Below are 16,438 nucleotides of genomic sequence, written 5' to 3' on the forward strand. Positions count from 1 at the left end.
CGTTGGGAGGGTTGCGTGCCGGGCGGGCTATTCCCCGGCCAGGTCCACGCAAAGGATGCGCGCTTCGCCGGAGTCGTCCACGAAGACCGTGGAGATCGTGATGCAGCGGTTGCCGGAGGCCAGCGAGAGGTACGGCTCGGTGGTGAAGCGGCTCAGGCCGGAGCGCAGCGGCAGGAAGTATTCCTTGCAGGAGTGGTCCGTGCCGCGCACGGCCGGTTCGTAGAGCATGCGGCGGCTCTTTTGCAGCCGATCCGGGCGGCAGAGCGTGTCGGAAATCTGCGTTCCGTGCATGTCCAGGACGTAGAGGCATTCGATCTGCGGATCATCCTCCATGCAGGCGATCAGCCGCTGCTCCAGCGTGCGCTCCAGCGAGTCCGGCCCGGAACCCCTGGCCAGTTGCGCGCAGATGCGCTCCACCAGGGTGTGGAAGTGCGAGTGCCGGATTTTTTCCGCATTGTAGCGCTGGATGCTGCTGCGCTTGTGCAGGTCGGCCACCTGGGTCAGGGCCGACACCGCGTCGGGCCAGCCGCCCGTGTCCGGCGCGGGCCTGCCGAAATGATAGCCCTGAAAGACGTCCACCCCGCATTCCAGGAGGGTCAGCGCTTCCTCCACGCGCTCCACGCCCTCGCCGAGCACGAGGCAGCCCGTGCGCGAAGCCAGGCGCACGAAGCTCTTGACCACTTCCTGCTTGTGGAAGTGGCGGTCGATGCGGCTGATCAGGGAACGGTCCAGCTTGATCATGTCCGGCTGGAGCAGGGGGATGCGGTCGAGGTTGGAGTGTCCGGCCCCGAAGTCGTCCAGGGCGATGACGAAGCCGCGGCGCTTGTAGTCCAGCACGAATTCCATGAGCGCGAGAGCGCTTCCCGCCTGGGATTCGATGATCTCGATGGCCACGTTTTCCGGGGGAATGCCCGCCTCGCTGACCTGCCTGTCCAGCACGCGCGAATGCACGCTGGTGGAATCGATGACCGAGGCGTCCACGTTGATGGCGAGCACCAGGCCGGGATTGCGGTCGTAGAGGGGACGGAAGGCGGCCAGGGCTTCCTGGCGGCAGCGGCGGTCCAGCTCGAGCCGCAGGCCGGGGTTTTGCGCCGCCGCGAAAAGATCGCCGGGGGGGATGGGCTTGCCCGTGGCGGAATCCGTGGCCCGGCAAAGCGCCTCCACTCCGAAGACCGAACCCCGTCGCAGGGAGACCAGAGGCTGGAAGTGGATTTCGATGCCGTCGGAGTCGAGCACTCCGCGAACCAGCTCGGCGTCGAGGCAGAACATGGCGGCTCCTGGAGGGGCTGGGTGTGGAATGAAAAAGGCCGGGACGAAAAGTCCGTCCCGGCCTCTGGTTGCACTTTCTCTCCGCTAGGCCAGGATGTTTTCCTCGCCGGTGCGGATGCGCACGGCCTTGGCCACGTCCAGGACGAAGACCACGCCGTCGCCTTCCTTGCCGGTCTGCGCGGATTCGCGGATCACGGCCACGGCCACGTCGGCCTTGTCGCTGGGCAGGCCCAGCTCGATGCGGACTTTCTTGAGCAGATTCACTTCCATGACCACGCCGCGGTAGGTTTCGGTGAATCCCTTCTGACGACCGGACCCCAGGATGTTGGTCACGGAGATGGAGTAGAACCCCTCGGCGTAGAGCGCCTGCTTGACCAGGCTCAGCTGTTCGGGGCGGATATAGGCGATTACGAGCTTCATTATTGATGTCCTCCTTGTTGGCTTCGTTAGTCTGCGCCGTTTACTCGACCGTGAAGACCTGGAAGCCGTTGTAGGCCTCGGAGCCGTGCTCGGAGATATCCAGACCCTTGCGTTCTTCCTCGGGGCTGACGCGCACTCCGAAGATGGCCTTGACGATGGAGAAGGTCAGGTAGCCCATGCCGAAGGCCCAGACGAAGAAGGCGGCCACGCCCACGGCCTGCACGCCGAGCTGGGCCGCGCCGCCGCCGTAGAAGAGGCCGCCGTCCACGTTGAACAGACCGCAGGCCAGGGTGCCCCAGGCGCCGCAGACGCCGTGCACGGACACCGCGCCGACCGGGTCGTCGATCTTGAGAACCTTGTCGATGAAGTCGACGGACAGGACGACCAGCACGCCGGCGATCAGGCCGATGACGATGGACGCGGCCGGGGTTACCGTGGCGCAGGGCGCGGTGATGCCCACCAGGCCCGCCAGGGCGCCGTTCATGCTCATGGACATGTCGGGCTTGCCGTAGCGCAGCCAGGAGAAGATCAGGGCCGCAAGGGAGCCGCCGCAGCCGGCCAGGGAAGTGTTCATGGCGATCAGGCCGATGGAGCTGTCCGCGGTGGTGGTGGAGCCGGGGTTGAAGCCGAACCAGCCGAACCAGAGGATGAACACGCCGAGCGCGGCCAGGGGAATGTTGTGGCCGGGAATGGCGCGGGCCTTGCCGTCCTCGCTGTACTTGCCCAGACGGGGACCGACCACGATGGCGCCGGCCAGAGCGACCCAGCCGCCCACGGAGTGGACCACGGAGGAGCCGGCGAAGTCGCAGAAGGCCACGGAGAAGGTGGACTCAAGCCAGCCCGCGTCGCCGAAGAGGCTGCCCCAGGCCCAGTGGCCGGAGATGGGGTAGATCAGGCCGGTGACGATGCAGGAAACGATGATGTAGGAGCCGAACTTGGTGCGCTCGGCGATGCCGCCCGAAACGATGGTGGCCGAGGTGGCCGCGAACACGGACTGGAAGAACCAGAAGGTGTAGGCCCAGGGCAGGTCGGCCTCTTCCACGCCGCCGAGGGCGAAGTGCGAGAAGCCGACGTACTCGGAGCCCAGGCCGAACATCAGGCCGAAGCCGAAGAGATAGAAGATGATCTGCCCGGCGCCGAAGTCCAGGAAGTTCTTCATCATGATGTTGCCGGCGCTTTTGGCGCGGGTGAAGCCGCACTCGACGCACGCGAATCCGGCCTGCATGAACATGACCAGGATGGCCGCGATGAGCGTCCAAAGAATGTTGGCGTTGTCCTGAGTGAGCATTTCAGGGGCGGCGTCCTGCGCCATGGCGAGGGACGGGATCAGGGTCAGGGCCAGGGCGATGGCCCCTGTGGCGAGTCCGGACGGGACTCCCTTGCGCGACCGATACAGGTTAAACATGCGACGACTCCTCCTGTTGGGGGGTTGGCGTTGGTTACTGCACTCCTAAGGCAATCGCCGTGCCAACATTGATAATTGTCTGTATTTATTGAATTTGTTAGTATCTTGCCTGAAATACTTGTTTCAAAAATGTTAAAAAATGACAAAAATAGTCTCGCAAAAAATAAGAGAAAAACAAAATTGTAAATTCTAAAAGATATAAATCTGGCCTTGCTCGAGATATTGTTCGATTATGTAAATATCTTTTAATATTGAGCTGTTATCTTGGTATTTGCGTGTGGATTGCAATGGGCAACAGGAAGTGGATGCGTTACCGATCTCCGGATTCGAATCATTTCCGTAAAGAACCATTCGTTATGCCGCATCTTTTTTTGCCTCGAACATTTGTGGCGGCCAACGTGGAGAGCAGTTTGCATTTTGGTTTTTTGTTGATGGAGTTGGCTGATTTTGAGTATAATGTCTGTTTTATTGTTCGATTATATGCGCGATAGTGGTATGTAGTCATGATTTTGCGCGAATAAATGCGGTAAAATTGTCCGAATAGTCGCAAAATTGCTAGTCCAGAACTTTTGCGGCGAATCCGCCAAGCGAGCGCCCAGCCTTGCGGATGCGCGCGTTTGCGTGTTCCTCACGGGCCGGTTCCGCCCTTTGCGGCGGGAAAACCAGAACGCACGGGCCTGGTCCGGCGTCCGGCAAATATGGAACGGGATCGCTGTCCGCTTCGGTGCGGCGGCAAGTCGAGGCGTGGAGTGGCCAGGCTGTAGCGTGCGAAGCTGGAGATCTGGATCGGTGGTCGAGGTCGTTGGGCAGGTTTGTCGGGCATGATTGCCGGGCGTGGGCGTTGGGCGGGGGCGGCATGGAAGAGCGTCGGCGGTTCGTTTTTGCCGGGCTTGGTTCTCCAATGCGTCCGATCCTTTTCTGCCAAGCGGGGCGGACCATTCGGGGCGTGCCGGGGAGCAGGCGTGTGAACGCTCGTTTCGGCTCGAAGACCCTGTTCTTTGTGACTATTGTGTTCTTTCTAAAAAATGTGTTGACAGTATCGAGGCGTATGAAGTAGCTCCAAACCATGAACTCCCTCCGTGACCTCGGCGTCTTCGCCTCCTTTTATTTTTGGTATTGGTTTAGCCGCGTCTGCGGTCACGGGAGAGGTACAGCCTAACATACGGGTTTTGGGTAAATCTCTTCAAAGGGGCCGCAGGCGAAAGCCGGCGGCCCCTTTGTCTTGACGAGCCCCCGGTGCCTGCGGTCCGCAACCTAACGGAGTAGTGCCATGCACATCGGGAAAGCGATTCGACTTGAGCGGATTTTCAACCGCGACACGGGCAGGACCATCGTGGTGCCCATGGATCACGGCATGACCGTCGGACCCATCGAGGGCATCGAGGACATGCGCGAGGCCGTGAGCAGGATCGTGGAAGGCGGGGCCAACGCCGTGCTCGAACACAAGGGCAACGTCCGCTGCGGCCACCGGGCCAAGGGCCGCGACATCGGCCTGATCGTTCATCTTTCCGCCTCCACCTGCATGTCTCCCCGTCCCAACTACAAGGGCCTCGTGGCCTCTGTCGAAGACGCCATCTGCCTCGGCGCGGACGCGGTCAGCGTGCATCTCAACCTCGGCGACGACAACGAGACGGACATGCTGCGCGACGTGGGCCGGGTGGCCACGGAGTGCAACCGCTGGGGCATGCCCATGCTGGCCATGGTCTACGCGCGCGGCCCCAAGGTCGGCAACGAGTACGATCCAAAGGTCGTGGCCCATTGCGCCCGCGTGGGCACCGAGCTCGGCGCGGACGTGGTCAAGGTCAACTACACGGGCGACCCCGAAACCTTCTCCAAGGTCACGGACGCCTGCTGCGTGCCCGTGGTCATCGCGGGCGGACCCAAGATGAACAGCACGCGCGAATTTTTGCAGATGGTGCACGACTCCCTGACCGCAGGCGGCGCGGGCCTTTCCGTGGGGCGCAACGTCTTCCAGCACGCCGAGGTGGTCCGGCTGGTCCAGGCCCTGTCCAAGGTGGTCCACGAGGATCTGGATGTGGACGATGCCCTTGCCCTGGTCGAAAAATAGCTCCGCGAGTACAATGCAATGAAAAAGATCATCTTCAAGGCCATTCCCTTTGACAAGCATCTGCTGACGCTGGCGCTGGAATCCGGCGTGGACGCGGTCATGGTCGAGCCGGACCGCGTGGACGACGTGCTCGCGCTGGGCCGGGTCCAGGTCGTGACCGAAACCGAGATGCCGACCCAGGCCGTCAACGAAAAGGCGGACGAGGAAGAGGCCGTGCGGCGCATGTGCGCCGGGGAAAATATCGTTCTCGCCGAGGGCTGGGAGATCATCCCCCTGGAAAACATCCTGGCCCAGGTGGCGGACGTGGCCGTGGAAGCGGATTCGCTGAAGCGGGCCAGGCTGGCCGCGGGCGTGCTGGAACGCGGCGTGTCCTGCGTCGTGGTCCTGCCCCAGGCCGCCGCCGATCTCAAGGCCATCGTATCCGAACTCAAACTCTCGCAGGGCAAGATGCAGCTTTCCAAAGCCACGGTCACGGCCATCGAGCCAGCGGGCCTCGGCCACCGCGTCTGCGTGGACACCATTTCCATGCTGCGGCGCGGCCAGGGCATGCTCGTGGGCAATTCCTCGGCCTTCACCTTCCTGGTGCACGCCGAAACCGAATCCAACCCGTATGTGGCGGCCCGGCCTTTCCGGGTCAATGCGGGAGCCGTGCACGCCTATGCGCAGATGCCCGGCGACAAGACTGCGTATCTGGAAGAGCTGGCCGCGGGCCGCGACGTGCTCATCGTGGACGCGCAGGGCGACACCTCCCTGGCCACGGTGGGCCGGGTCAAGGTCGAGGTCCGGCCCATGCTGCTGATCAAGGCGCGGGTGGACGGTCCGGAGGGGCCGGTGGAAGGCCAGGTCTTTTTGCAGAACGCGGAGACCATCCGCGTGGTCCGCGCGGACGGCTCGCCCGTGAGCGTCGTCACGCTCAAGGAAGGCGACGAGATTCTCTGCCGCACGGACGCGGCGGGCCGCCATTTCGGCATGCGCATCAAAGAGGACATCAAGGAAGGCTAGCCATGACCAAAAGCAGGGAACAAGATGACATCAGCGGTTGGCGAGGCGGCCAGGGCAAAGCCGGCGACGCGGGCGGGCTCGGCGGGCTGCGCGAGCGCATCGACTCCATCGACGAGAGCATTCTCGAGCTGCTCAACCAGCGGGCCGAGATCAGCCTCGAGGTCGGCCGCTGCAAGGCGGGATCGGACGACCCGATCTTCAAGCCGAGCCGGGAGAAAGCCGTGATCACGAGGCTTCAGGTGCTCAACCCCGGCCCGCTGCCGGACCGCCACCTCTACAACATATACCGCGAGATCATGTCCTCGTCGCGCCGTCTCCAGCGTCCGGAGCGCGTGCTCTACCTCGGACCGGAGGGTACTTTTTCCTATTTCGCGGGCATCGAGTACATGGGCCACCTCGCGGAACTGAACCCCAAGCCGAACCTGGAAGAGATCTTCCGGGCCGTGGCCGAGGGGGAGGCCGAGATGGGCATCGTTCCGCTGGAGAACTCGCTCCAGGGCACCGTGGGCCAGACCGTGGACCTGTTCATGCGCTACCAGGTCTCCATCCAGTCCGAACTCTACTCGCGCATCAGCCATGCGCTGCTTTCCAAGTCGCGCACGCTTTCCGGCGTCGCCAACGTGTATTCGCACTCGAATCCGCTGGGGCAGTGCGGCGACTGGCTCCAGGCCAACCTTCCGGACGCGCCGCGCCTGCCCATGTCCAGCACGGCCGCGGCGGCCCGTCTCTGCCAGACGGACGAAAGCGCTGCCGTGGTGGGCCATGTCCGGCTGGCGGAAATGTTCGGGCTGAACATCCTGGCGCAGCACATCGAGGATCTGCCGGACAACTGGACCCGTTTCTTCATCATCGGCTCGCGGGCCTGCCAGGAGCAGCACCGGGACAAGACGTCGATTCTCTTCACCACGCCGGACAAGCCGGGCGCGCTGGCCAAGGCGCTGGAAATCTTCTCCCGCCGCAGCGTGAACCTGAGCAAGCTGGAATCGCGTCCGTTCCGGGGCGAGCGCTGGAAATACGTGTTCTTCGCGGACCTGGACTGCGACCTCACGGACCCGGCCTTCGACCCGCTGATCCGCGAGCTGCGCGATCATTGCCACACCTTGCGCCTGCTCGGTTCCTACCCTGCCGGGCCGCATCTGGAGGGCGTCTAGCATGGAGGGGAATATGGAAATCGTCACGGTTACGGCTCCGGCCTCCAAGTCCCTTTCGCACCGCGCGCTCATCGCGGCGGCGCTTTCCAGGGGCGAGAGCGTCGTGGAGCAGGCCCTGCAGAGCGTGGACATCGAGATAACGCGTCACTGCCTGGAGGCCGCCGGGGCCGTGATCGTGGGCAGCGGCCCGGAACTGCGCGTTTCTGGATTCAAGGAAGGGCCGCTCGGCGGCGGCCAGGGCCAGGACGCCAAGGGACGGGGAGAACCGATAGACATTTTCGTCAACGAATCCGGAACGTCCTGCCGCCTGCTCACGGCGGTGCTGGCCGCGGGCCAGGGCACCTTCAAGGTGCACGGCGCGGCGCGCATGCACGAGCGGCCCATCGGCGAGCTGGCCTCGGCGCTGGAAAAGCTGGGCACGCGCTTCCGGTGGCTGGACAAGCCGGGCTGCCCGCCCTGCGTCATCGAGGCGTCGGGCCTTTCCGGCGGCGAGGTGGAGATCAGCCTGGAGGAATCCAGCCAATACCTTTCCGGCCTGCTTCTGGCCGCGCCCCTGGCGCGGGGAACCGTGACCATCAGCCTGACCGGGAAGAAAGCCCTGTCCTGGCCCTACGTGGCCCTGACCCTGCGGGTCATGCAGGACCACCGCATCGATTTCGAGGTCCAGAGCCTGGACGACGGCGGCGAGTGGGTCGCCGTGCCCTGGCGGGCGCTGAAGAGCGCGGAGCCGGGACGCATCCGCTTCGTTGTCCGGCCCGGCGAGTACGATGTCGCGGACTACCGCGTGGAAGGCGACTGGAGCAACGGCTCCTACCTGCTGGCCGCCGGGGCGCTCGGCCCCGCGCCGGTGCGGGTGGAGGGGCTGCACGCGGACTCGCTCCAGGGCGACCGGGCCATCCTGGACATCCTCGGCCAGATGGGCGCGTCCATCAAGACGGACTTCACGGGCGTGACCGCCGGTCCTGCCCGGCTGCGGGGCGTTCGCGCGGACATGGGCCGCTGCCCGGACCTCGTGCCCACCGTGGCCGTGGCCGCCGCCTTCGCCCACGGCGAAACGGTCATCAGCGGGGTGCCGCACCTGCGCATCAAGGAATGCGACCGCTTGGCGGCCATGCGGACGCAATTGTCCCGCGCTGGCTGCGAGATCGAGGAAACCGAGGAAGGGCTGCGCATCCTGGGACGGGGGCCGGAAGGCCTGCGGGCCGGGCGGGTCGAGCTGAGCACCTTCGGCGACCATCGCATCGCCATGAGCCTTTCCCTGCTTGCGTTCGCGGGCGTGGATGTGGTCCTGGACGATCCGCAGTGCGTATCCAAGTCCTACCCGGGATTCTGGCAGGACTGGGCCATGGTCGCGCCGAAGGGCGGAAGGGAGTAGGGCGGCCATGCGCGAGAGGTCCATCGGCACCATCAACACCATCGGCATCATCGGCGCGCGGGGACGCATGGGCACGCTCTTTGCCGGGCGCGCCGTGGCGGCCGGGCGCGGCGTGGTCGGGCTGGACCAGCCTCTGGAGCCCGAAGGGCTGGCCCGCCTCGGCGAGTGCGGCCTGGTGCTGCTCTGCGTGCCCGTGCCCGCCCTGGGCGAGGTGCTGGAAGCGGTCGCGGCGCACATGAAGCCGGGCACGATCCTTTCCGACGTCTGCTCGGTCAAGACCCTGCCCATGCGCCGCATGCGCCGCGCCTGGAGCGGACCCGTGGTGGGCACGCATCCGCTCTTCGGCCCGGTCATCCCGGACGGCTTCGAGCCGCGCGTGGCCGTGACCCCTGCGCAGGGCGACGATCCCGCTCCCGTGCTGGAGCTGCTCGAGGACATGGGCTTCGTGCCGTTCCTGTCCACCGCCGAGGAGCACGACCGCGCCGTGGCCTACGTGCAGGGCCTGAACTTCATCGGCACCGTGGCCCACCTCGCGGCCATGCGCCAGGTGGAGGGCATCGAGAATTATCTCACGCCCTCGTTCCAGCGTCGGCTTGATTCCGCGCACAAGATGCTCGTGGAGGACGCGAATCTTTTTGAGACCATTTCCGAATCCAACCCGCAACTCCAGGAAACCGTGCGTCAGTTCACGGGGTTCCTGAACATCGCCGCGGGCGGCGATCTCGACCTGCTGGCCGAGCGCGCCCGATGGTGGTGGCGTAACGAGTCCTGATTTTCGCCGGGGGCTCGCCGCCCTTCGGCGGCCCCCTTCCCGAATTCATCCTGCGCCGCCTCGCCGGGCAGGGGGCACCTGCAAAGAAATGCGAGCGGCAAAGCGAGCGGCGGGAGTGCCCGCCGGGGAGGGATCATGTTGACCCTGACGTTGACGCAGTTCGGCAAATGGCTGCCGGCGGACGTTCAGACCCCCATCAGTCTGTATCTGGGACTGGTGGGCGATCGACCGGGAATCTTGCTGGAAAGCGCCGAGGTGGATGGCCGCCTGGGACGCTACAGCCTGATCGCCTGGGATTTCCGCTGCCTCTTCACCCAGAGGCAGGGCAGGCTGGCCGTGGAGGTGCTGGACCAGCGCCTCAAGCCCCTGGCCGATCTCGACGGGCAGCCCTGCGCCGAGGGACTGCGCCAGGTGCTCAAGCGGATCGAGGTGCGCCAGGACATCGAGGGCCTGCCCGACATCACCCGCGGGCTGATCGGCTACCTCGGCTACGGGGTGGGCGGAATGCTCGAACCCAAGCTGGAGGCCGCGCTGCCCCCGGACCAGGCCGATCTGGCCCTGGCCCTGCCGGGCAGGATGATGCTCTTCGACCACCTGCGCCACAAGTGCTGCTTCCTGAGCCTGGACCGGGACGACACGCCCGCGCCCGCGCCCGTGAAGTGGTTCCAGGAGCTGACCGCGCCCGAAGCGCTGGAACCCGTGGCCGCGCCGGGCCGCGAGGAATACATGGCCGCCGTTTCCAGGGCCAAGGAACTCATCCGCGACGGCGAGTGCATTCAGGTCGTGCTTTCCACGCGCTTTTCCGCGCCGCTTTCGGACGCGCCGTTCCGCATCTACCGCCGACTGCGGCAGGCCAACCCGTCGCCGTTCATGTTCTACATGAACCTGCCGGGCGTGACCCTGCTCGGCTCCTCGCCGGAGATGATGGTCCGCTGCGACAGGGGCCACCTGGAAGTGCGGCCCATCGCCGGAACCAGGCCGCGCGGCGCGGACGAGGCCGAGGACCAGCTCCTGGCCGAGGAACTGCTCGCCGATCCCAAGGAGCGGGCCGAGCATGTCATGCTCGTGGACCTGGGCCGCAACGACCTGGGCCGCATCGCCACCCCCGGCAGCGTGAACGTGCGCAAGTTCATGCAGGTGGAGCGCTTCTCCCACGTCATGCACCTGACGTCCTATGTGGACGCCAAGCTGCGCGACGGCCTGGACGCGCTGGACGTGCTCGCGGCCACCTTCCCGGCGGGCACGGTGTCGGGCGCGCCCAAGATCCGGGCCATGGAGATCATCGCCGAGCTGGAGCAGGTGGACGGCCGGGACCGGCCCCGCGGACCCTATGCGGGCTGCATCGGCTGGATCGGCCTTGGGTCCGGCCCCGTGAGCCTGGACACGGGCATCGCCATCCGTTCCATGTGGATCCGCGACAACGTCTGCCACTGGCAGGCCGGAGCGGGCATCGTCTACGACTCGGACCCGGAAAAGGAATGGCAGGAGTGCAACAACAAGGCCCGCGTGCTTCGTGAAGTGGTGCGCGGCAGGGAGGGCGGCGATGTTTTTGCTGATCGATAACTTCGATTCCTTCACCTTCAATCTGGTGCAGGCCTTCCAGCAGCTGGGGGCCGACCCCGTGGTGCTGCGCAATGACCGGGAGGAGCTTCTGGACCCGGACTTCGCGGCGAAATGCGGGCGCGTCTGTCTTTCGCCCGGCCCCAGCCACCCGGACAACGCCGGGTATTGCCTACGTTTTCTGGACAATCTGCCCAAGCGCACCCCGCTTCTCGGAGTCTGCCTGGGGCACCAGATCCTGGGCCGCTTCGCCGGAGCCGTGGTCAACCGCAACGAGCGGATCATGCACGGAAAGACCTCGCCCGTGGAGCACGAGGGCAAGGGCATCTTCGCCGGGCTGCCGCAGCCCTTCGAGGTCTGCCGCTACCACTCGCTGGTGGTGCGGCCCGAAGGAGCCGACCTGCTGAAGATCACGGCCCGCACCGCCGAGGGCGAGGTCATGGGGCTGGAATATGCGGACAGGCCCTGGCACGGAGTGCAGTTCCACCCGGAATCCATTCTCACGCCGGACGGGCCCATGCTGCTCGACAACTTTTTGAAGATTTCGAAATCACAGGGGGGAGAGAAATGAAGATCACGGTAGCGCAAGTGCTGGAACGCCTGCTTGAGGGCAAGGCGCTTTCGGACGACCAGGCGGATTTGATGTTCGATCGTCTGCTTTCGGGCGAACTGGGACAGGCGGCCGCGGGCGCGTTCCTCATGGGCCTGCGGGCCAAGGGCGAGGATTCCACGGATCTGGCCGCGGGCGTCCGCGCCGGGCTGGCCCACGCCCGGCAGATCCCCGGCCTTTCCGGCCCGCGCATCGACACCTGCGGCACGGGCGGCGACGGTCAGCACAGCTTCAACTGCTCCACGGCGGTGTCGCTCTTCCTGGCGGACATGGGCCACAAGGTGGTCAAGCACGGCAACCGCGCCGTGTCCTCGTCCTGCGGCAGCGCGGACGCGCTGGAAGCCCTGGGCGTGAGCCTGAACACCGAGCCGGAGGACGTGGCCGGGGCGCTGGAGAGCAGCAATTTCGTGTTCCTCTTCGCTCCCGCCTACCATCCCGCCTTCAAGCACATCGCCCCGGTACGCAAGGATCTGGGCATCCGCACGCTCTTCAACTTCATGGGTCCGCTGCTGAACCCGGCCCGGCCCACGCACCAGCTCCTGGGGGTGAGCGACCCGGACAAGCTCAACCTCATGGGCGAAACCCTGCTGCTCACGGGCGTGCAGCGCGCCCTGCTGATCCACGGGGCCGGAGGCTTCGACGAGCTGACCACCTTTGGCCCGGCGCGCGGCTACTTCATCGACAAGGGGCGCATGGACAAGACCGTGGTCGATCCGGATCGGCTCGGCTTTTCGCGCTTCTCGCCGGAGGCCGTGGAGGTGGACGGCAAGGACGAGGCCGTGGCCGTGCTGCGGGACATCCTCCAGGGCAAGGGACCGGAGGCCATGATGCAGATGGTGGCCCTGAACCTCGCGGCTTGCCTGCACATCCTCGGAGAAGGGGAGCTGGAGCAGTGCTCGGCCACGGCGCGCGAATACGTCAAGGGCGGCCTGCGGAACGGAGTCGTGTCATGCTGAACCGTTTTCGCGAGGCCAAGCAGGCGGAAATTGCCGCGCTGCGGGCGCTTTCGGAGCGCGGGGAAATGCCCCGCGCCTGGTACGGACACCGCCCGCCCTTTGCGGCGCGGCTGCGCAGCCGCGGTCCCGCGGCGCTCATCGCCGAGTTCAAGCGCGCCTCGCCCAGCATGGGCGACCTGAACCTGGAACTCGGACCGCGCGAGGCCGCGATGCTCTTCGCCGCCAACGGCGCGGCAGCCATGAGCGTGCTCACCGAGGAGACCCACTTCAAGGGCAGCCTGGACTATCTGGGCGCCTGCGCCGGGGAGGCCCTGCCGCTCCTGCGCAAGGACTTCCTCTTCGACACGCTTCAGGTGGCGGCCACCGCCGCCACCCCGGCCTCGGCCTACCTGCTCGTGGTGCGGATGTTCCCGGAGGGCGAGCAGCTGCGCGAGATGATCGAGACCGGGCGCGCCCTGGGGCTGGAAGCCGTGGTGGAGATATTCGACGAGCGCGACCTGGAGCTGGCCCGACAGGCCGGAGCCGAGATCATTCAGGTCAACGCCCGCGACCTGGACACCCTGGAGGTGGACCACGGCAACGTGCGCAGGCTCATCAGCCAGGGCAGGCCGAGCGAGCTTTGGATCGCGGCCAGCGGGGTTTCCACCCCGGAGCAGGTGCGCGAGGCCGCCGAGGGCGGCTACGACGCCGTGCTCGTGGGCACGGCCATCATGACCTCCGACGATCCGGGCGCGGTGGTCCGCTCCCTGGCGGAGGCAAGGTGAACGCCCTCCTGGTCAAGATCTGCGGCCTGACCAGCGTCCGCGACGCCGAGGCCTGCCGCGACGCGGGCGCGGACCTGCTCGGATTCATCTTCCACCCGGCCAGCCGCCGCAACGCGGCACCGGAGATGGTCCGGGCCGTGCACGCGGGCAAGGCCCGCAAGGTGGGCGTGTTCGTGGAGCAGGGGCCGGACGAGGTCGCGGCCCTGGCCGAGGCGGCGGGATTGGATTTCGTGCAGTTGCACGGCGGGCAGGACGAGGCGTTTTGCGCGGCGCTCGGCGCGGAGTTCGACCCCGGGCGCATCGTCAAGGTCTTCTGGCCGGAACGCTACGCCGCCGTCGCGGAGCTTCAGCCCGACCTGGACCGTTTCGCCGCGCATTGCAGCTATTACCTCTTCGACGCGGGCACGAGCGGCGGCGGGCACGGCAAGAGCTTCGACGCCGGGCTGCTCGCGGGCATCGCACCCGCGCGGCCCTGGCTGCTCGCGGGCGGTCTCGGACCGGACAACGTGGCCCAGGCGCTTCTGGCCGGGCCGCATGGCGTGGACATGAGTTCCGGCGTGGAATCCGCGCCCGGAACCAAGGATATGGAAAAAGTCCGCCGGGTCATCCGGCTGGTACGCAACGGCGCGCCGGGCCGACCGGCGGATGCGGAATAAGGAGCAACCATGAAAAAAGGGTATTTCGGCGACTTCGGCGGGCAATTCGTGCCCGAACTGCTGATGCCGCCGCTGCTGGAGCTGGAAGAGGCTCTGGAGAATATCGTCGCCACCGAGGAATTCCACGACGAGCTGACCGCGATCCTTCAGGATTACGTGGGCCGCCCGTCGCCCATCACCCTCTGCAAGAACCTCTCGACCCAGCTGGGCCTGGACCTCTGGCTCAAGCGGGAAGACCTCAACCATACGGGCGCCCACAAGGTCAACAACACCATCGGGCAAGCCCTGCTGACGAAGCGCATGGGCAAGACGACCCTGCTGGCCGAAACCGGCGCGGGCATGCACGGCGTGGCCACGGCCACGGCCGCCGCGCTCCTGGGACTGAAATGCGTGGTCTACATGGGCGCGGTGGACGTGGAGCGCCAGAACGTGAACGTGCGGCGCATGGAGCTGCTCGGCGCGGAAGTGGTGGCCGTGCAGTCCGGCACCCGGACCCTCAAGGACGCCATCAACGCGGCCATGCGTCGCTGGATCGCGGACCAGAAGGACACCCACTACTGCTTCGGCACGGCGGCCGGGGCGCACCCCTTCCCGCTGCTCGTGCGCAACTTCCAGGCCGTGATCTCGCGGGAGGCGCGCCAGCAGTTTCTGGACAAGAACGGCAAGCTGCCGGACGTGGTCGCGGCCTGCGTGGGCGGCGGTTCCAACGCCATCGGCATGTTCCACCACTTCGTGCCGGACGCTTCCGTGCGCATCGTGGGCGTGGAGGCCGCTGGCACGGGCGAGCCGGGCTGCTACAATTCCGCGCCGCTGAACCTGGGCACGGACGGCGTGCTGCACGGCATGGTCACCAAGTTGCTCCAGACCAAGGACGGCCAGATCATGCCGTCGCACTCCATCTCCGCCGGGCTGGACTATCCGGGCGTGGGACCGGAACACGCGCAGCACCACGCTTCGGGCCGCGTGCACTACGGCATGTGCAACGACGCCCAGGCGCTGAACGCCTTCCTGACCCTCTCGCGCACCGAGGGCATCATCCCGGCGCTGGAAAGCTCCCACGCCGTGGGCTGGGTCATGGAAAACGCCGAGGAACTCAAGGGGAAATCCGTGCTGGTCTGTCTTTCGGGCCGGGGCGACAAGGACATGGGCATCGTGGAGGACTATCTCAAATGAGCGCACCCGCAGACAAACTCACCCAGCGTATCGAAGAGGCCAAGGCCAAGGGCCGCCCGGCTCTTGTCCCGTTCCTGCCCGGCGGCTATCCCGAAAAGGAAACCTTCTGGCAGGAGCTGGTCGGCCTGGACACCAAGGGCGCGGCGATCATCGAGATCGGCATGCCTTTTTCCGACCCCGTGGCCGACGGCCCCGTGGTGGAGCGGGCCTCGCTGAAGGCCCTGGAAAACGGCGTGAACCTGGAATGGATTCTCACGGAACTCAAAAAACGCGACTTCCGCGCCGGCATCGTGCTCATGGGCTACCTCAACCCCGTGCTGCAATACGGGCTTGAGCGTTTCGCCAAGGACGCCGCGGCAGCGGGCGTGGGCGGGGTCATTCTCGCCGACCTGCCCCACGAGGAGTCCGACGCTGTCCGCGCCGCGCTCGACGCCGAAGGCATCGCCCTGATTCCGCTCGTGGGCCTGAACACCAGCGCCGAGCGCATGGCGCTCTACGCCAAGGACGCCAAGGGCTTCGCCTATTTCGTGTCCGTGCTCGGCACCACGGGCGCGCGCGAATCCCTGCCCGCCGAGGTCCGCGCCCAGTTGGAGCTGGCCCGGTCCATCTTCGACGTGCCCCTGGCGCTGGGCTTCGGGCTCAAGCACCCGGACCAGCTCAAGGAGCTTGCCGGACTGGTGGACGCGGCCGTGTTCGGCTCCGCGCTCATCGCGCACATCGACGACGGCGGCACCGTGGGCGAGTTCATGGACCGCTGGAGATAGGACGAAAAAAAACGGGGGCCGCAAGGCCCCCGTCTTCCGTTCGTCTCCCGCCCTGGAGAACAGGTCAGTCCAGTCCCTGGGTGCTCAGGAACTCCCCCAACTTCTTGTCCGTGTCGTTGATGTGCGTCACCAGCCAGTTGCTGAGGAAGTTGAGCACGTCCATGGACAGGGAAATCTTGCCCTGCCGATAGTCGCGTTCCACCTCGGCGGCCTTGGCGATGAAGTCGCGGTGTTCGGACTTGTGGGCGTCTCGATCCGGGTAGTTGCAGCGATCCATATACTGTTCCTCGGTGGCGAAATGCACTTCCGAGTATTCCCGCATGTCATTGACGATTTCGGTCAGCGCCTGCTTCGAGTGGTTCGCGGTCATGGCGTCGTAGAGCCGGTTGACCATGCCCACGAGACTCTTGTGCTGGGCGTCGATTTCCTCCACATGCACCGAGAGCGAATCGCTCCAGTCCAGCATTGCCATGTGTCTCCCCTTGTCTGTGGT

Annotated in this window: 16 protein-coding genes; 12 read left to right on the forward strand and 4 right to left on the reverse strand. The window is 65.9% G+C overall.

Features of this window, described 5'->3' with window-relative positions:
• Positions 1 to 27 precede the first annotated feature (27 nt).
• The 3 genes from G452_RS0101990 to G452_RS0102000 form a co-directional block, all read right to left on the reverse strand.
• Positions 28 to 1,269 (reverse strand): EAL domain-containing protein, encoded by a 1,242-nt coding sequence (locus tag G452_RS0101990; RefSeq protein ID WP_022660583.1) that lies wholly within the window; start codon positions 1,267 to 1,269, stop codon positions 28 to 30.
• A gap of 84 nt (positions 1,270 to 1,353) precedes the next feature.
• Positions 1,354 to 1,689 carry a P-II family nitrogen regulator gene (locus G452_RS0101995; protein WP_022660584.1) on the reverse strand — a complete coding sequence of 112 codons (336 nt, stop codon included), beginning with the start codon at positions 1,687 to 1,689 and terminating at the stop codon, positions 1,354 to 1,356.
• Positions 1,690 to 1,729: 40 nt separating this feature from the next.
• On the reverse strand, positions 1,730 to 3,094 hold the full coding sequence (locus tag G452_RS0102000) for an ammonium transporter (protein ID WP_022660585.1): 1,365 nt from the start codon (positions 3,092 to 3,094) through the stop codon (positions 1,730 to 1,732).
• Between the two features lie 1,270 nt (positions 3,095 to 4,364).
• Between G452_RS0102000 and G452_RS0102005 the strand changes: the two genes are divergently transcribed.
• From G452_RS0102005 to trpA, 12 genes are all read left to right on the forward strand, one after another.
• Positions 4,365 to 5,162 (forward strand): 2-amino-3,7-dideoxy-D-threo-hept-6-ulosonate synthase, encoded by a 798-nt coding sequence (locus tag G452_RS0102005; protein ID WP_022660586.1) that lies wholly within the window; start codon positions 4,365 to 4,367, stop codon positions 5,160 to 5,162.
• 18 nt (positions 5,163 to 5,180) lie between these two features.
• On the forward strand, positions 5,181 to 6,164 hold the full coding sequence (locus tag G452_RS0102010) for a 3-dehydroquinate synthase II family protein (RefSeq protein ID WP_022660587.1): 984 nt from the start codon (positions 5,181 to 5,183) through the stop codon (positions 6,162 to 6,164).
• A gap of 2 nt (positions 6,165 to 6,166) precedes the next feature.
• The gene (pheA, locus tag G452_RS17670; protein WP_022660588.1) at positions 6,167 to 7,315 is read left to right on the forward strand and encodes a prephenate dehydratase; all 1,149 of its coding nucleotides are present in this window, start codon (positions 6,167 to 6,169) and stop codon (positions 7,313 to 7,315) included.
• Positions 7,316 to 7,328: 13 nt separating this feature from the next.
• On the forward strand, positions 7,329 to 8,690 hold the full coding sequence (locus tag G452_RS0102020) for a 3-phosphoshikimate 1-carboxyvinyltransferase (RefSeq protein ID WP_022660589.1): 1,362 nt from the start codon (positions 7,329 to 7,331) through the stop codon (positions 8,688 to 8,690).
• Between the two features lie 7 nt (positions 8,691 to 8,697).
• Complete coding sequence (locus tag G452_RS0102025; RefSeq protein WP_022660590.1) at positions 8,698 to 9,462, forward strand: prephenate dehydrogenase; 765 nt, start codon at positions 8,698 to 8,700, stop codon at positions 9,460 to 9,462.
• Between the two features lie 135 nt (positions 9,463 to 9,597).
• Positions 9,598 to 11,025, forward strand: coding sequence for an anthranilate synthase component I family protein (locus tag G452_RS0102030; RefSeq protein WP_022660591.1), 1,428 nt, complete (start codon positions 9,598 to 9,600; stop codon positions 11,023 to 11,025).
• Positions 11,006 to 11,593: an anthranilate synthase component II gene (locus tag G452_RS0102035; protein WP_027188939.1), complete on the forward strand. Its 588-nt coding sequence runs from the start codon at positions 11,006 to 11,008 to the stop codon at positions 11,591 to 11,593. Before G452_RS0102030 ends, G452_RS0102035 begins: the two co-directional genes overlap by 20 nt.
• Positions 11,590 to 12,588, forward strand: coding sequence for an anthranilate phosphoribosyltransferase (gene trpD, locus G452_RS0102040; RefSeq protein WP_027188940.1), 999 nt, complete (start codon positions 11,590 to 11,592; stop codon positions 12,586 to 12,588). The genes G452_RS0102035 and trpD overlap by 4 nt, the downstream gene beginning before the upstream one ends.
• Complete coding sequence (locus tag G452_RS0102045) at positions 12,582 to 13,352, forward strand: indole-3-glycerol phosphate synthase TrpC (RefSeq protein WP_022660592.1); 771 nt, start codon at positions 12,582 to 12,584, stop codon at positions 13,350 to 13,352. Before trpD ends, G452_RS0102045 begins: the two co-directional genes overlap by 7 nt.
• A complete protein-coding gene (locus G452_RS17675; protein WP_022660593.1) occupies positions 13,349 to 14,008 on the forward strand; it encodes a phosphoribosylanthranilate isomerase in 660 nt (219 codons plus the stop codon). The genes G452_RS0102045 and G452_RS17675 overlap by 4 nt, the downstream gene beginning before the upstream one ends.
• A gap of 9 nt (positions 14,009 to 14,017) precedes the next feature.
• Entirely contained in the window at positions 14,018 to 15,181 is a 1,164-nt protein-coding gene (gene trpB, locus G452_RS0102055; RefSeq protein ID WP_022660594.1) for a tryptophan synthase subunit beta, read from the forward strand.
• Positions 15,178 to 15,945 carry a tryptophan synthase subunit alpha gene (gene trpA / locus G452_RS0102060; RefSeq protein WP_022660595.1) on the forward strand — a complete coding sequence of 256 codons (768 nt, stop codon included), beginning with the start codon at positions 15,178 to 15,180 and terminating at the stop codon, positions 15,943 to 15,945. Before trpB ends, trpA begins: the two co-directional genes overlap by 4 nt.
• Before the next feature lie 64 nt (positions 15,946 to 16,009).
• Here trpA and G452_RS0102065 read toward each other — a convergent pair whose 3' ends face one another.
• On the reverse strand, positions 16,010 to 16,417 hold the full coding sequence (locus tag G452_RS0102065; protein ID WP_022660596.1) for a bacteriohemerythrin: 408 nt from the start codon (positions 16,415 to 16,417) through the stop codon (positions 16,010 to 16,012).
• Between the last annotated feature and the right edge of the window lie 21 nt (positions 16,418 to 16,438).

It is taken from the genome of Paucidesulfovibrio longus DSM 6739 (genome assembly GCF_000420485.1).
In the GTDB taxonomy this organism is placed as follows: Bacteria; Desulfobacterota; Desulfovibrionia; order Desulfovibrionales; family Desulfovibrionaceae; genus Paucidesulfovibrio; species Paucidesulfovibrio longus.

Excerpts from the sequence above, each read along its gene's own strand:
- G452_RS0101990 (WP_022660583.1), bottom strand. The coding sequence starts at position 1,269 with ATGTTCTGCCTCGACGCCGAGCTGGTTCGCGGAGTGCTCGACTCCGAC.
- G452_RS0101995 (WP_022660584.1), bottom strand. The coding sequence starts at position 1,689 with ATGAAGCTCGTAATCGCCTATATCCGCCCCGAACAGCTGAGCCTGGTC.
- G452_RS0102000 (WP_022660585.1), bottom strand. The coding sequence starts at position 3,094 with ATGTTTAACCTGTATCGGTCGCGCAAGGGAGTCCCGTCCGGACTCGCC.
- G452_RS0102005 (WP_022660586.1), top strand. The coding sequence starts at position 4,365 with ATGCACATCGGGAAAGCGATTCGACTTGAGCGGATTTTCAACCGCGAC.
- G452_RS0102010 (WP_022660587.1), top strand. The coding sequence starts at position 5,181 with ATGAAAAAGATCATCTTCAAGGCCATTCCCTTTGACAAGCATCTGCTG.
- pheA (WP_022660588.1), top strand. The coding sequence starts at position 6,167 with ATGACCAAAAGCAGGGAACAAGATGACATCAGCGGTTGGCGAGGCGGC.
- G452_RS0102020 (WP_022660589.1), top strand. The coding sequence starts at position 7,329 with ATGGAAATCGTCACGGTTACGGCTCCGGCCTCCAAGTCCCTTTCGCAC.
- G452_RS0102025 (WP_022660590.1), top strand. The coding sequence starts at position 8,698 with ATGCGCGAGAGGTCCATCGGCACCATCAACACCATCGGCATCATCGGC.
- G452_RS0102030 (WP_022660591.1), top strand. The coding sequence starts at position 9,598 with ATGTTGACCCTGACGTTGACGCAGTTCGGCAAATGGCTGCCGGCGGAC.
- G452_RS0102035 (WP_027188939.1), top strand. The coding sequence starts at position 11,006 with ATGTTTTTGCTGATCGATAACTTCGATTCCTTCACCTTCAATCTGGTG.
- trpD (WP_027188940.1), top strand. The coding sequence starts at position 11,590 with ATGAAGATCACGGTAGCGCAAGTGCTGGAACGCCTGCTTGAGGGCAAG.
- G452_RS0102045 (WP_022660592.1), top strand. The coding sequence starts at position 12,582 with ATGCTGAACCGTTTTCGCGAGGCCAAGCAGGCGGAAATTGCCGCGCTG.
- trpB (WP_022660594.1), top strand. The coding sequence starts at position 14,018 with ATGAAAAAAGGGTATTTCGGCGACTTCGGCGGGCAATTCGTGCCCGAA.
- trpA (WP_022660595.1), top strand. The coding sequence starts at position 15,178 with ATGAGCGCACCCGCAGACAAACTCACCCAGCGTATCGAAGAGGCCAAG.
- G452_RS0102065 (WP_022660596.1), bottom strand. The coding sequence starts at position 16,417 with ATGGCAATGCTGGACTGGAGCGATTCGCTCTCGGTGCATGTGGAGGAA.